Origin of the sequence: Rhabdaerophilum sp. SD176, from assembly GCF_030143245.1 — a bacterium.
GTDB lineage: Bacteria > Pseudomonadota > Alphaproteobacteria > Rhizobiales > Beijerinckiaceae > Rhabdaerophilum.
The window spans coordinates 1-14,218 of record NZ_JARJNS010000006.1; the positions used below are offsets into that span (position 1 = coordinate 1).

Sequence of the window (14,218 nt, forward strand, 5' to 3'; positions counted from 1 at the left end):
CAGTCCGTCCTCAGCAGGGCCGGACTCTAACTCCATGTGGAGGAAAATCTCAGTGGCAGGTCACAAGTCAAGATGGGCTCAACCCTCGCTTTTTCTGGCTTCGCTCATGCCTCACCTTGACACCGGTTTTTGGCTCTCGATCCGGAGAGAGCCCATGCCGGCATCATCGCCAGCCTCTCTTCGGCGATCGTAAGACCGGCAGCATCAAGCGTTGGGCGGCGAAAGAGTAGGTCCGGGCCTTGCTGCTGCCCCTGCCCTAACGTCCTGACCGGCTTCCCCTGAACCTGCGCGGTTTGCGCCCGGCAACCGATGGCAGAAGCCGGATCTCCCCCCGCTTGAGATGGGCGGTGACATTCTGCACCTTCTCCAGCAACTCAAGTTGCTCAGCGCCCCAAAGGGCGTCGCTGTAGCGGTCAGCCGTTTCCGAGCCGACTGAGTGTCCCAGCAAATCCGCCCGGCTTTCTTCGTCGACCTTTTGCTTTTTGAGATCGGATCCGAAGAAGTGTCGGAACTTGTGGGTGACGAGATTTGTCGCCTCAAAGCCTGGCTTTAATTCATCATAGAGCCGTTCGCCAGCCACCACATTGGTACTCGGCGAAACGAGCTCCGGGAACACCCTGTCATAGCCAAGCGCTTTGATCCGCTCGACATAGTCAAGAAAACCCAGCCGGATCAGCTCGGGATGAATGACGTGCTTGCGTTTCGAGGCATGATTCTTCAATCGCCGGAATTCATTGTCCCGGATCACGAAACAAGACTCCGCACCCTTAACTTCGATATCCTTGATCGCAAGGCCACAGAATTCCTCGCGCCGGAACCCATGATAATGCGCGATCATTGGCCCGAAATACGCCGCGCGATGAAAGATATGGTCCCCCTTGACATACATTGGGCGCTCGCCTTTCCGCTTGCGCAAGTCAAACCCCTGGCAACCGGTGAAGATCGGAAGCTTGAAGAACTCCTGGATTGAATCGACCGGCGGTGTCTCTCGATCGTCTCGCGCACGCTTGGTCCTCTTTTTATAGAAGGGGCTGAAATCGAGTTCATTCAGCTTGACCCCGCGCCGCCGGGCCCGGGCCATAACCTGCTCAATGAAACCCCAGTGACGGTTGAGCGTGACGCGGGCCATGACGTCCGTATGGTCAGAGAGCGGCGCCGAGTACTTCTCGACATAGTCCATGCCGGAGAGTTCCTGATCCCCGGCGCTCTTGCCGTGCCGGGGATTGAGGCCCAGCAACAGGGTCGAAAAATCATCGAGGTCAACCTGCCCGATCTGCTCAAAGCAGGTCTTGTTCTGTCGTACCGTCAAAAAATCGAAAAACAGCTTGAAGATGAACTCCGCTTGTCGGGCGGTTTTGGGGGTCCAGTCTTTCGACTTCTCCTTTTCCGCAACCAGCTTGGTATGGATGTCCGCGAACGGGGTCTGCACGGCCGCGGGTGCTGGCAGCGCAGCGGGATGAGGCGCAATCGGCTGGGGCGCTTGGATTGCGGCAGGTCCCGGCGCGGCGAAAGGTGTGGGATTGCTGGTAAAGATGACGGCCTCATCCGCAGCGGTGTCGATATCCGCCTCTTCCGCAAAGCGCTTGAGGATAACCGCGCGCGCCCGGGCCACAGCCTGGTGGATCTGGTAGAGTTCGATATCAGAGAGTGTGCGCGTGATCCCGGCTTGCTTCGCAATCGTTTCAAACGCGGGCTTTTCGAGTTCAAGTGTCGAAAATTCCGCGGCAAAAGCGAGCTTGGCATCAAGCGCCCGGATCATTGCCTCGGTCCAGCCGCTTGCAAGGAACGCCGTCTTCTCTTGGCCTGTCAGGGCGCCAAGGGGGACAAATCTTGCCCGTCGACGGTTAAATTCCGAAGCGACACGGGCCTGCTCGTCAACGGCCATGGCGCCAATGTCCTTCCGCGGCACCGCCCCTGCCACCAGGTTTTCGAGATGGTCTTTCCTGTAGTCCTCCTCGATCTTGATCGCGGCGAAGCGCATAATTGCTTTGAATTCCGTGTCGGTGAGCATCCCGCAGCGCACTTTCTCGAAGGGTTGCTGGCTTTTCGCGGTCAGATGAGCCGCGCGTTGCCGGGCAATCCGTGGATTGGCTGTGTTCAAACTAAGGGTGATCAACCGTGGCTTGCAACAGGCCGACGGCGGAAGGCGCCGGCGCCAGTAATAGATGGCGCCGCGTCGGATCACGTGGGGGATGCCGGTCATGGTGTCTCACCTCGGTGTGACACGCCTGTATGACACTGCGATTCCCGGCGCCCTGCCCGCGAAGGCAAAGCTTATATAAATCAACGGCTTGTGAAAAATCTGGCTGGGGGACCTGGATTCGAACCAAGACTAACGGAGTCAGAGTCCGCTGTTCTACCGTTAAACTATCCCCCACCGCCATGGCGCTCTGACGCATTGCCATGGAAGGGCGGGCGCAGGCGCCCGCGAGAGAGCGCCTTCTACTCTCGAAGCTGCCCCTTTGGCAAGGGGTTTGCGCAGCCTTCTCCAAACGAGTGCCGGTTGTCCCGGGAACGGAAAAACTGTTTCGAAATGAGACACTTTTTCCTTGAATTCCGGGACAGGGACGGGCTTGGATAACCGGGCGTTATCCAAACCGGGCCGGCGGGTATGCGTCGAGGGAGTTGCGTTGCGTCATGATTCTGTTTCCCCCATCCGGTTCGAATCACACGCTGTGGACGACACGCAAGGCGGCTGTCCTGGCCTCCGGTGTGGTTGTTGCGGTCGGCACCGGGACGCTTCTCGTCAAGGCTGCTGATAACCCGCGGTTGCATCGGATGGTCAGCGAGATCAACCGTCCCGTTCGCGCTGCCGTGGAACCCTTGCTGGTGCGTCCGGAACGCGCGCTGGTTGAAGTCAGCCGCGCCCGCGAGATGCAGAAGCTGGAAGTCCTCAGGGTTGCTGCCCGCCCGCCCGTTCCGGCTCCTGCTGAACCTCGCGCCACGGCGGTGAGCCGGCCAATGCCGCCGGCTGCCCAGGTGGCAGCCCGACCGACGGTTGTGCTGCCGAGTGCTGCCCTGCCCCGCAATGCCGTGATTTCCGAGCCGGTTCCGGCCGTCAATCCGCTCTGGCCGCCGAAAGCGGGCGAGGCTCCCGCCGGCACGCCGCGACCCCGGATCAAGCTCCAGGCACGTGGGCTCGGCCAAGGCATGCCGATGCCCACCAATTACTGCGTCCGCCTCTGCGACGGATTCGCCTTCCCTATCGGCCAAACCGGCGTCGGCCAACAGGTGCAGGAAGTTGTCTGCCGCTCCGCCTGTCCCGGTGCGGAAACCGCCCTGTACACGCTGCCTGCCGGCGCCAGGGACCTGGCGGCGCTTTCCCGAGGTGGCGCGCCCTATACCCGCCTGCCGACTGCCTTCCGCTATCAGAGGCAGGTCAGCCAGGCCTGTTCCTGCCGCCCGATGGGGAGCACGCAATCCGCGAATGCCTTCTACCGTGACCTGACCCTCAAGCGGGGCGATGTCATCATGACCGGCTCGGGCGCCCAGCATTTCGACGGGGCCAGCCGGTTCCCCTACCAGCCACGCAATTTCGGCGAGGCGGTCAAGCGGCTTTCGTCACCGCGCGAAATCACGATCATCCGGGCCATGGAGGTTGCCTCCGTGCGTGGCGCCTTCTCGCCCCTGGCACCGTCTTCCGTCCGGGCGCGTGTCATCGCCGATCTCCAGACGGCAGATCGCAAGGTGCGGGGTGATGTGCCGAATCCTTCGCCGATCGGCCATCCGAAGGGGTTTGTCGAGTTGCAGGCCCGTACCGCCGAAGGGCGCTCCATTCTTCCTGTGGTCCGCAGGACACCCGGTCTGGTGGTTCTGAACTGAAGCCGAAACCGTGGCGGATTCAACGGGAAGCACCGAAGGCTTGGAACATCTCCAGTTTAGACTTCTTCTAAACTCATGTTTTTAAACGGATTTTTGTTGACGAGCCCCCAAAGGGCGCCCTAGACACGCTCATCCTTTTGAACCCTACGGCGGGCCTTGACCCCGCCGGCATGGAGAAAACGATGACGCATTCCCTTCGCCTGACTCTGCTCGCCGGTGCCACCCTGCTCGCTTCCGGCCTCGCCGCCGCCGCGCAGGAAGTGAACCTCTACACGCATCGCGAGCCCGGGCTGATCAAGCCGATCCTCGACAGGTTCACCGCCGAAACCGGCGTCAAGGTCAATCTCGTTTTCGCCGGCTCGGGGCTGGCCGAGCGCATCCAGTCGGAAGGCGAGCGCAGCCCGGCGGATCTCCTGCTCTCGGTCGATGTCTCCACACTGACGCAGGCTGTCGCGCTGGGCATCACCCAGCCCATCGTCACGCCTGCTCTCGAGAAGGCCGTGCCGAAGACGCTTCGCGCGGCCGATGGTTCATGGGTGGCCGTGTCGGCGCGGGCCCGCGTGATCTATGCCTCGAAGGATCGCGTGAAGGATCCGACCCTGACTTATGAGGATCTGGCCAATCCGCGCTTCAAGGGCAAGGTCTGCACCCGACCGGGCACCCATGCCTACAATACCGGCCTGATCTCGGCGGCGATTGCCCATATGGGCCCCGAAAAGGCCGAGGCCTGGCTGAAAGGCGTCCGGGCCAATCTTGCCAAGAAGCCCTCCGGTGGCGATCGTGATGTTGCCAAGGACATTGCAGCAGGCATCTGCGATGTCGGTGTCGCGAATATGTATTATGTGGGCCTGATGAATAAGGATCCGAACCAGAAGGCCTGGGTCGATGCGATCCGCGTCGTCATGCCGAATTTCCAGAATGGCGGCACACATATGAACATGTCCGGCCTCGTGCTGACCAAGCATGCCAAGAACAGGGCCGAGGCGATCAGGCTGGCCGAATGGCTGGTCAGCCCGGCGGCCCAGCAACTCTATGCGGCCAACAACTTTGAATATCCGGTCGTGGAAGGCGTCTCCGTCGAGCCCTTCATTGCCGGGTTCGGCAAGCTGCGGGTTGACTCTGTCTCGCTCGATGATGTCGCGAAGAACCGCAAGGCTGCTTCGGAGCTGGTCGAGAAGGTCGGCTACGATCTCGGCCCGCAGAGCTGACAGGTTCATGCCCTGCCGATGAATACGGCTCCATCAACCCTCCTTCCGCACGAGGCCGGCCCTGCCCGGCCTCGTCTGCGTTGGCAGCCCATGGCCATGGTCATCGGGTTGCTTGTCGTTCTGGTCGGGTTGCCGGGGATCGGCTTTTCCAGTCTGATGACCGGCGCGGCTCTGACGACCCCGGGGCTTTCGCCCACGCAATGGCACACCGTGAAGGAAATGGGCCAGCTTCTGCTAGGCGTCGCCCTGGTGGCGGGGTCCATCGGGCTGCTCTCGGCCTGGCTGGTTTCGATCTACGAGTTTCCCCTGCGGCGCTGGCTCGAGATCGGGCTGGCCCTGCCGCTCGCCTTTCCGACCTATCTTGCCGCCTATGTCGCCGTTGACCTTCTCGACTTTTTCGGTCCGGTCCAGACCGCGTACCGCGCGGTAACGGGGGCGCGCACCGCCGCTGACTACGCGTTTCCCGACATACGCACCCTCGGCGGTGCCATCTTCGTGCTGGGCCTCGTGCTGTCGCCCTATGTCTATCTCGGCTGCCGCATCATCTTCACCCGCTCGGGCCGAAACATCATCGATGCTGCCCGCCTGCTCGGTGCGCACGGGCCCCGGCTGTTCTTCCGGGTCGGACTCCCGATCGCCATTCCTGCGCTTGTCGCCGGGCTGGTGCTTGTCAGCCTCGAAACACTGAATGATATCGGCGCGACCGAATTCCTCGGCGTTTCGAGCTTTTCGGTGGCCATCCGGGATTACTGGCTCAACCGCAGCGACCTTCCTGGCGCCGTCCGGCTGGCCGCGCTGCTGCTGGTTATGGTGGGGTTCCTGCTGTTTCTCACGCGAAAGCAGGACGGACGGCGGCAACCGGTGACCACGCGAGGGGGCGCCCGCCCGTCCCGCATTCCTCTGCGGAAGATTCCGGGGCTTCTCGCCGTGCTTGTCGCTGGACTGCCGGTCCTGCTCGGCTTCCTGCTGCCGACCGGGTTCCTGATCTGGCGGGCCATCCAGTATGCGGCGCAGCAACGCGCCGATGCCGAGTTGCTGCACGCTGCCTTGTCCAGCCTCGTACTGGGTGTCGCGGTGGCCGGCTCTGTCGTGGCGGCGGGTGCCCTTGTGACGATCGGCATCCGGATCGTGCCCGGGCTGCGGAATGCCGGCCGCCTCTCGACCCTCGGCTATGCCGTGCCCGGTACGGTTCTCGTGCTGTCCATCTTCCCGATCATGCGCTGGGCGGACGGACTGGCCGGTATCGCCGGTCTCTCTCTGGCCGTGTCGGGAACGATGGCAGGCATCACCTTTGCCCTCATTGTCCGCTTTCTCGGTATCGGCGTTACGCAGTCGATGCTGGCGCTTGACCGGCTGCCACGGTCGATCGACTGGGTTGCGCGGATCCATGGCATGAGCGACTTCCGGCTGGCCTGGCGCGTCCATGTGCCGGCCATGGCGCCGGGGCTGCTGATTGCGGCCATGCTCGTCTTCATCGACACGGTGAAGGAACTGCCGGCAACCCTGCTGATGCGGCCGCTGAATTTCGAGACCCTCGCCACGCGAGCCTATGCCCAGGCCAGCGCCGGGGTTTTCGAGCATGCAGCGCTGGAATCGCTGGCGATCCTTGCCCTGAGCGGCCTCGCGGCGCTGATCCTTATCCGCAAGGGCTGAGCGGGCTGCCGGTCTCCGAACAAACGCGGGAAGCCGCAACACGCGCTTTGCAACGCAGCGGCTCTTCTCTATGACTTCGCCGTCAACAGAATTCGATGGCGGGGGCACACCCTGCCCTCCATTCGGGAGGAGTGGCTGGATGAGCAAGGTTTACACGGATGCCAAGGCCGCATTGGCGGGTGTCCTGAAGGACGGAATGACGATCATGGCGGGCGGCTTCGGCCTCTGCGGCGTTGCCGAGACGCTGGTCGAGGCGATCCGCGAGGCGGGCGTGAAGGATCTCACCGTGATCTCGAACAATGCCGGGGTGGACGGGATCCATCTCGGCAAGCTGCTCGAGACGCGGCAGATCCGGAAGATGATCAGCTCGTATGTCGGCGAGAACAAGCTGTTCGCGCAGCAATATCTTTCCGGAGAGCTCGAACTCGAGTTCAACCCGCAGGGCACTTTGGCCGAGCGCATCCGCGCCGGGGGCGCCGGTATCCCAGCCTTCTTCACCGCGACCGGCGTGGGCACGCTGGTCTCAGAAGGCAAGGAAATCCGCGAATTTCCGAATGACCCGCATTTCAAGGGCCGGAAATACGTGATGGAAACCGGACTCTGGGCTGATGTCGCGCTTGTCCATGCCTGGAAGGGCGATACGGAAGGCAATCTCGTCTACCGGAAGACCGCCCGGAACTTCAACCCGATGATGGCCACCGCTGCGACGGTGACGATCGCCGAGGTGGAGCACCTGTTCCCGGCCGGCGAGATCGACCCCGACAATATCCATACGCCGGGGATTTATGTGAAGCGGATCGTCCATGTTCCGAACGCGCCGAAGCGGATCGAGAACCGGACCACCCGTCCGCACCCCGCCCCGCAGCATTGAGCCCCGGAGACAGATCATGGCATGGTCCCGTGAAGAAATGGCCGCCCGCGCCGCGAAGGAGCTCAAGGACGGCTTTTACGTCAATCTCGGCATCGGCATCCCGACGCTGGTGTCGAATTTCATCCCCGAGGGCATGAGCGTCCAGCTGCAGAGCGAGAATGGCATGATGGGCATGGGTCCCTTCCCCTACGAGGGGGAGGAAGACCCCGATCTCATCAATGCCGGCAAGCAGACCGTTACCGAACTGCCGACGACCAGCTATTTCTCGTCGGCCGACAGCTTCGCGATGATTCGCGGGGGCCATATCGACCTGTCGATCCTCGGCGCGATGCAGGTGGCCCAGAACGGCGATCTCGCCAACTGGATGATCCCCGGAAAGATGGTCAAGGGCATGGGCGGCGCGATGGACCTCGTCGCCGGCGTCAAGAAAGTCGTCGTGGTCATGGAGCACGAGGCGAAGGGTGAATCGAAGCTGCTCAAGGCCTGCACCCTGCCGCTTACCGGCGCGGGCGTGGTCGACATGGTTGTGACCGATCTCGGCGTGTTCTCGATCGATCGCACCGGCAAGGAGCCGATGCGCCTGCTCGAGCTTGCCCCAGGTGTCACGCTCGACGAGATCACGTCCAAGACCGAAGCCGATTTCGTCTCGGCCCTGTGATCCTACATGCGTCTTGCGGCGGGCCGGGCCTCGATGCCCGGCCTGTTGCGTTTCAGCCTTTGACCTGCCTCCTGCGGGTTTGCTAGAAGATGGCTGCGGGGTTTCCCGTCCAGCCCTAGACGGGTCCCTTTCGCGCGCTCAGCCGCGCTCGCCGCGGAGCCAATCGCCGCATGCCCGGGTTTCTGACCCTCCTCGTCCGCTACAAGGCCCTGCTGCGCCGCATGGCCATCGGCCTTGGCGTCGCCGCTATTCTGGCCGTGGCCGGGCTGGCAACGCTGATCCTGACGCGGGACTACGCCGCCATCGAGCAGGCCATCCTTGCGCGGTACGAGCAGGATCTCGGGCTGACCTTGCGATTTGGCCAACGCCGCCACGTGATGTGGCCAAAACCGAAGATCGTCTATGACGAAATTGTCGTCCGGCGCATGGCGGGCGATGGCGAATTGCGCGCCCCGCAGGCGATCATCCAGTTTGACCTGTTCGATCTCATGGACGGATCGATCGACGGCCCCTCGCTGAGCCTGTCCAAGCCGGATATCCGGGTTGATATCGGCGCTATCGATGCCCGTTTCCGCTCGCCGAGAAGCGTTACGGAGTTGCTTGACCAGACAATCGGGCTGTTCGGGCAATCGACGCGGTTCAGGCGCTTCAGGATTGCGGTGGAAGAGGCCCGGATTACGCTTTCCCGTGCCGGACCGAAGGGCGAGGACCTTGCATTCGAGGCCATTCGCGGGCGTTTCCGCTACCTCGCCGGCCGTGGGCGGCTGGATATCGACCTGACCCAGGCGGGCATCGAGGACGGCTACTCGCTCACGGCATCGCTGCCAACCCGGCGCGCGCTGGCCAAGGACAAGCAAGGCGCCGCGACGATCCAGATCGGTGCTCTCGGCTCCCGCCTGACCTTTGCCGGTTCCATGCGGCGTGATCCGGACCTGGCCCTGATCGGGCGGGCGGAGGCACAGTTGGGAGGCAAGCTGGAAAGCCGGCTGGGTGGACCGAATGGGCGGCAGGGCTCCAATGATCCGCCGATGACGATCTCGTCGAACATGGCGCTGGATCCCCGTGGCGTTGCGCTGGAAGCACTTCGGATCGTCCGGGGCGGAAAGCAACTCAACGGCATCGCCGCCCTTCGCGAGAATAACGGACGCTGGGGCCTCTCCGCGACCCTTGCCGGAGACCTGGTGGATGGCACGGCAGCCCATGCGGCTTTCCAGCGCCTCCGGCGGCCCGATGGCAGCTGGTCCGGCGAGGCGCTGGCGATTAACCCGCTTCCGATCATCGACCTCGACATCCGGCTTTCCACGCGCGAATTCAAACTGGGCAATGTCGTCCTTTCGAATGTGGCGCTCTCGGTCCTGACCCGGCAGGGCCGGACGGAAATGGCCATCGTCGACAGCCGCTTCGGTGAGGGCATGGTCAAGGCCCGCGTCTCCCTGATCGACAATCCCGAAAGGCAGCAGGAATTGCGCCTGCAGGCCTCCGCCGAGCGCATCGATTTCGGGCGCTTCATGGAGCGCGCCTTCGGGTTCAACCGCCTGACCGGCGAGGGAACGCTGGTTGTGCAGGCAGAAGCCAAGGGGGCCTCCGTTTCCGCCCTTGCCGGCGCGCTGAACGGGACTGCTGCCATCGACATCAAGAACGGCGATGTGACCGGGATCGATCTCGCGAAACTTCTTACCCGCGCAACCGATGCGCGTCAGGATGCGGCCTTGCTCCTGGCCCTCGCCGGCAAGACCAGCTTCGAGATGCTGCGCGCCAATTTCGCTATCCGCGAGGGCAAGGTCGAACCGGTTGGATCGAGTTTTCTGTCGCCGCGCGTGACGGCGATGCTCGAAGGCGTGATGGATCTCGCAGCCCAGCGCCACCAGATGATCGTGGTGCTCCGTCGCCGGATCGATGAGCCGCCCCTGCCAAGCGAATTCTATGCTTTCCGGCTCGAAGGGCCGTTGCTGGCGCCCTCCGTCCGGCCAGACCTGCGGCTGCTGCAGAACCGTTCCTAGCCGGCTTCGCGCATCGCCTGGGCAATCCGCTGGCGAAGCGTGTCCGGATCGAGCAGGACCAGCGCGCCCCGGGTCCGCTCCATCAGGTTTTCCGTTTTCATGGCCCCGAGTTCCCGGGTGATCTGCTCTCTGCGGCACCCGACGCGTGCTGCAAGAACGTGATGCACCGGCGGCGGCGAAATCACGCGCGCCGGCGCAGCATTGGGGCGGGGCGCCGAAAGCCGGAGCAGTTCCGCATAGAGGCGGTGCCGGATATCGAGGACAGTGTGTTCGAGCAGGCGCACATTCAGGTCCCGCACCCGGGCCGCCAGCAGGCGCAGCAGCTTGTCCGAGAGAATGCGCGATGCGGCGATCATCTCGCGGAACACGCCGGCACTGATGATACAGATCTCGGCGCGCGTGAGAGCCGAGACATTGGCCGAGCGGGCAATCCCGTCAATCGCGGCAAGTTCGCCAAAGTATTCGCCTGCGCGCATATCCGCGAGAATCACTTCCTTGCCGCCGGCTGTGCGGATCTGGATGCGGACATCCCCGGCCGCGAGGAAATAGACATCGCTCGACTGATCCTCGAAATCGACGAGGATCTGCCCCTCCTCAACGCGCTTCCAGACGCAGCGGCGCTCGAAGCCCTTCAAATCGAGATCACTGGCATCCTTGAAGAACGGGATCGCGGCAAGCGACTGCATCGAGCCATTTCCTGACAGATCAAGAGACGTTTCATGCAAGCCTAGCGATGCAAGCCTGCTTGGCAAGCGGCCCTGCGCGGGGAAACCGTGCAACCCCAGGGTTTTCCGCCGGATTCCACGCCGTTCCCGCCCCTTGGCTGACGCAGCCAAAACATTCGGACAAAATCACCATGAAAGGGCTGGACAGGTTCCCCGCCATTTTCTAAAAGCACGGCTCTCGCGTCGGGCTAGCACCGCTGCGCAGGCCCGGGTAGCTCAGTTGGTAGAGCATGCGACTGAAAATCGCAGTGTCGCTGGTTCGATTCCGGCCCCGGGCACCATTCATTTCTCCCCGATCACCCGACAAGTGCCTTCCGGCCTTCGTTTACGATAGGCCTTAGGGAAAGCTTTGCTTTCTTGCGGTAGCCTTACGCCTGTTTCCAATTTGCGTTCAGGGGATGACACCGACAATGAAGGCCGATCCGATCACCAAAGAGCAGATCCAGATGGATTGCCCCGCCGGCAAGTTCCGCCTGATCACCCGCAGCGACATGGATGGCCTCGTTTGCGGCACGCTGCTGAAGGAGATCGACCTGGTCAGCGAGATCGAGTTCGTGCACCCCAAGGACATGCAGGATGGGAAGATCGCTGTCGGCGCGTCGGATATCTCGACCAACCTTCCCTATGTGCCGGGCATCTATGCCGCGTTCGACCATCATGCGAGCGAAGGCAAGCGCAATGCTGACAAGGCCGCGAACCACATCATCGATGTGAACGCGCCGTCGGCGGCGCGGGTTGTCTATGATTTCTTCGGCGGCCGCGAGGCATTCCCGCGGATCAACCCGGACATGATGCTCGCCGTCGACAAAGCCGATGCGGCCCGCTTCACACGCGATGATGTGCTTGATGCCCGCGGCTGGGAACTTCTTTCATTCCTGATGGATGCGCGCACGGGGCTCGGCCGGTTCCGCGACTTCCGGATCTCGAATTACCAGCTGATGATGCTGCTGATCGATGCCTGCCGCAATCACAGCTCGATCGAGACGATCCTCGAGCTGCCGGACATCAAGGAGCGCGTCGATCTCTACAAGACGCATCAGGCGCTCTCGCGCGAGCAGATCAAGCGCTGCACCCGCATCGACGGCACGCTGGCCATTCTCGATCTTCGCGGCGAGGAGACGATCTACGCCTCGAACCGGTTCATGGTCTATGCGCTGTTCCCGCAGGCCTCGATCTCGGTCCATGTCATGTGGGGCCGTGCCAAGCAGAACACGGTGCTGGCCTTCGGCAAATCGATCTTCGACCGTTCGAACCCGACCAATGTCGGCGAGCTGATGCTCGACCATGGCGGGGGTGGCCACCATGCCGCCGGCACCTGCCAGGTCGACAATGACGCGGCGGATGGCATCCTCGCCTCCATCGCAGCACGCATCAACCAGGAAGCCCGGCGCGCCGCCGCCTGAGCCTGATCGTTTCGGGTCGATCATACCATCAGGGCAGCGATTCCTTCGGGGGCGCTGCCCTTTCCTTTGGCAAGGTCAGCTCCGGCCGCCATCGACCGACAGGATCTGACCGCTGATCCAGCCCGCCTGTTCCGAGGCGAGGAACAGCGTGGCATGGGCGATGTCCTCGGCCGTACCAAGCCGGCGGGTATGGATGCCCTGAACCAGCCGCGCCTGCCCTTCCGGGCCATAGCTCTGCCATTGCCGTTCGGTAGCCGGGTTTGACCGGACGAAGCCGGGGGCAACGGCATTCGAGGTGATGCCTTTGGGTCCCAGATCCTGGCTCAGTTGCTTCGTCAGCCCTACAAGCGCATGTTTGGCCGCCGTGTAGGCCTGAATACCGGTCAGGCTCGGGCGCAGGCCGGCACCCGACGCGATATTGACGATCCGCCCCCAGCCTTGCGCGGACATGGGTAGGGACGCAGCCTGCGAGAGCCAGAACGCGCCGTCGACATTGGCTTCGAACAGCACACGCCAGCTTTCCTCGGTCACGGCCTCGACAGGGCCGCCCACCTGCCCGCGCACACCACCGGCGGCGTTGACCAGAATGTCGAGACGACCCTGATGATCGACAATCGAATGGACGGCATCATGCGCTGCTTCGCGCCGGCTGACATCCAGAACGATCGGCATCATGGCTTCTGCAACCGCGAAAGCGGTAAGGCCTTCCCCGTTCCGATCGGCCACAACAACAAGACAACCCGCTTCCTTCAGCGCCCGGGCGATGGCCTGCCCGATCCCTTGGGCGGCACCGGTTACCAAGGCAACGCGGCCATCGAGGCGGATCTCCATCAGGCCCCTCCTGCCAGCGGGATGAGTTCGGCGAACGTCTCGAAGGCCATCGGTTTCCGCCCGTCCTCGATATCGTGGATGAGGCTGACCAGCCGAGCGAGGACCGGGGTTTCGATGCCCGCCTCCCTCGCAAGGCTGGCAATGATGCCGATTTGAGGATCGACCTCGGTCTTCCGCTTGCGCACCGCCAGATCGCGATAGATGCCGGAATGCGTCTTGGCGGTGTGGCGGTTGAATTCCGAGAGGGCGGCAATCGAGGATTCCGCCTGCCCAGCCGGGGCACCCGGCGCGAAACATTCCGGATCGAAGCCATTGAAGCCGACTGGCTTCACGCCGCGCGCCCGGGCCACGGCCATCACTTCGCGGCCGAGAGCCACGAAAACCGGGACGCGGCGCGGATCGGCGAAGTTCGCGCTCATCGAGTCCGGTGTCAGTGCGGTGGCGAAAAGCATGGCACCATAGGCCAGCTTTCCCCAGAGATAGCCCCAGATATTGTCCGTCAGCACGGCAGCCGGCTCGAAGATGCGCAGCCATTCATGCATCTGCTGCGTGCGTGGCTGGACCGAACCGTCGATCTCGCCAACAACCACCGCCGCGCGGTTGCCGAACAGGATTTCTCCCGGGGCGAGCCAGTCCGCTCCGAAATTCACGAAGCAGCCCATCGTGCGTTTCGCGCCGATGATCCGGCTGATGGCGATTTCGTTCAGCCCGTTCTGCGCCGAGAGGACATAGCCATCCGGCGCAAGATGCGGCGCGAGTTTGACCAGGGCGGCCTCGGTGGCATGGGCCTTCACCGCCAGGACGATGATCGGCCAGGTGCCGGTCAAGGCCTCCGGTGTGACGGTTGGCACAACCTGCCGGAATTCCTCGACCGGTCCGGTAATCGAAAGACCTGTCGTCGAGCAGGCCCGGGCGTGCTCGACGACGATGTCAACCATGGTGACCGGCAGGCCTGCCCGCGCCCAATAGGCGCCGAGCGTGCCACCGATGGCGCCGGCACCCCAGATCAGGATCGGGGGCCGGCTGCTTGCTGCTTCGCCCGCCACG

11 protein-coding genes and 2 tRNA genes are annotated in these 14,218 nt (G+C 63.2%); 8 read left to right on the top strand and 5 right to left on the bottom strand.

What is annotated here, in order from left to right:
• Window positions 1–256: 256 nt before the first annotated feature.
• Complete coding sequence (locus P0652_RS14500; RefSeq protein WP_284179566.1) at window positions 257–2,203, bottom strand: DUF6538 domain-containing protein; 1,947 nt, start codon at window positions 2,201–2,203, stop codon at window positions 257–259.
• Between the two features lie 100 nt (window positions 2,204–2,303).
• Window positions 2,304–2,377: transfer RNA gene (locus tag P0652_RS14505), tRNA-Gln, on the bottom strand.
• 260 nt (window positions 2,378–2,637) lie between these two features.
• On the opposite strand from P0652_RS14505, the gene P0652_RS14510 reads away from it, so the two are divergent.
• The 6 genes from P0652_RS14510 to P0652_RS14535 all read left to right on the top strand — a co-directional run bounded on the left by P0652_RS14510 (window position 2,638) and on the right by P0652_RS14535 (window position 10,212).
• Entirely contained in the window at window positions 2,638–3,822 is a 1,185-nt protein-coding gene (locus P0652_RS14510) for a DUF2865 domain-containing protein (protein WP_284179567.1), read from the top strand.
• Between the two features lie 182 nt (window positions 3,823–4,004).
• Entirely contained in the window at window positions 4,005–5,030 is a 1,026-nt protein-coding gene (locus tag P0652_RS14515) for an extracellular solute-binding protein (RefSeq protein WP_284179568.1), read from the top strand.
• Between the two features lie 90 nt (window positions 5,031–5,120).
• The gene (locus P0652_RS14520) at window positions 5,121–6,683 is read left to right on the top strand and encodes an ABC transporter permease (RefSeq protein WP_284179569.1); all 1,563 of its coding nucleotides are present in this window, start codon (window positions 5,121–5,123) and stop codon (window positions 6,681–6,683) included.
• A 139-nt stretch (window positions 6,684–6,822) separates the two neighbouring features.
• Window positions 6,823–7,554: a CoA transferase subunit A gene (locus P0652_RS14525; protein ID WP_284179570.1), complete on the top strand. Its 732-nt coding sequence runs from the start codon at window positions 6,823–6,825 to the stop codon at window positions 7,552–7,554.
• A gap of 16 nt (window positions 7,555–7,570) precedes the next feature.
• Entirely contained in the window at window positions 7,571–8,212 is a 642-nt protein-coding gene (locus tag P0652_RS14530; protein ID WP_284179571.1) for a CoA transferase subunit B, read from the top strand.
• A gap of 170 nt (window positions 8,213–8,382) precedes the next feature.
• Window positions 8,383–10,212, top strand: a complete 1,830-nt coding sequence (locus P0652_RS14535; protein WP_284179572.1) for an AsmA family protein — start codon at window positions 8,383–8,385, stop codon at window positions 10,210–10,212.
• Here P0652_RS14535 and P0652_RS14540 read toward each other — a convergent pair.
• Window positions 10,209–10,898 carry a Crp/Fnr family transcriptional regulator gene (locus P0652_RS14540; protein WP_284179573.1) on the bottom strand — a complete coding sequence of 230 codons (690 nt, stop codon included), beginning with the start codon at window positions 10,896–10,898 and terminating at the stop codon, window positions 10,209–10,211. The two genes, P0652_RS14535 and P0652_RS14540, sit on opposite strands and share 4 nt — an antisense overlap.
• Window positions 10,899–11,142: 244 nt before the next feature.
• Here P0652_RS14540 and P0652_RS14545 point away from each other — a divergent pair.
• Window positions 11,143–11,218: transfer RNA gene (locus P0652_RS14545), tRNA-Phe, on the top strand.
• A gap of 129 nt (window positions 11,219–11,347) precedes the next feature.
• Entirely contained in the window at window positions 11,348–12,340 is a 993-nt protein-coding gene (locus tag P0652_RS14550; RefSeq protein WP_284179574.1) for an exopolyphosphatase, read from the top strand.
• Between the two features lie 75 nt (window positions 12,341–12,415).
• On the opposite strand, the gene P0652_RS14555 is transcribed toward P0652_RS14550, so the two are convergent.
• Window positions 12,416–13,171, bottom strand: coding sequence for an SDR family NAD(P)-dependent oxidoreductase (locus P0652_RS14555; RefSeq protein ID WP_284179575.1), 756 nt, complete (start codon window positions 13,169–13,171; stop codon window positions 12,416–12,418).
• Window positions 13,171–14,217, bottom strand: coding sequence for a ketopantoate reductase family protein (locus P0652_RS14560; protein WP_284179576.1), 1,047 nt, complete (start codon window positions 14,215–14,217; stop codon window positions 13,171–13,173). The genes P0652_RS14555 and P0652_RS14560 overlap by 1 nt, the downstream gene beginning before the upstream one ends.
• Window position 14,218 lies beyond the last annotated feature (1 nt).

Coding starts and splice junctions, on each gene's coding strand:
- P0652_RS14500 (WP_284179566.1), bottom strand. CDS start 2,203: ATGACCGGCATCCCCCACGTGATCCGACGCGGCGCCATCTATTACTGG.
- P0652_RS14520 (WP_284179569.1), top strand. CDS start 5,121: ATGGCCATGGTCATCGGGTTGCTTGTCGTTCTGGTCGGGTTGCCGGGG.
- P0652_RS14530 (WP_284179571.1), top strand. CDS start 7,571: ATGGCATGGTCCCGTGAAGAAATGGCCGCCCGCGCCGCGAAGGAGCTC.
- P0652_RS14535 (WP_284179572.1), top strand. CDS start 8,383: ATGCCCGGGTTTCTGACCCTCCTCGTCCGCTACAAGGCCCTGCTGCGC.
- P0652_RS14515 (WP_284179568.1), top strand. CDS start 4,005: ATGACGCATTCCCTTCGCCTGACTCTGCTCGCCGGTGCCACCCTGCTC.
- P0652_RS14510 (WP_284179567.1), top strand. CDS start 2,638: ATGATTCTGTTTCCCCCATCCGGTTCGAATCACACGCTGTGGACGACA.
- P0652_RS14525 (WP_284179570.1), top strand. CDS start 6,823: ATGAGCAAGGTTTACACGGATGCCAAGGCCGCATTGGCGGGTGTCCTG.
- P0652_RS14550 (WP_284179574.1), top strand. CDS start 11,348: ATGAAGGCCGATCCGATCACCAAAGAGCAGATCCAGATGGATTGCCCC.
- P0652_RS14540 (WP_284179573.1), bottom strand. CDS start 10,898: ATGCAGTCGCTTGCCGCGATCCCGTTCTTCAAGGATGCCAGTGATCTC.
- P0652_RS14555 (WP_284179575.1), bottom strand. CDS start 13,171: ATGGAGATCCGCCTCGATGGCCGCGTTGCCTTGGTAACCGGTGCCGCC.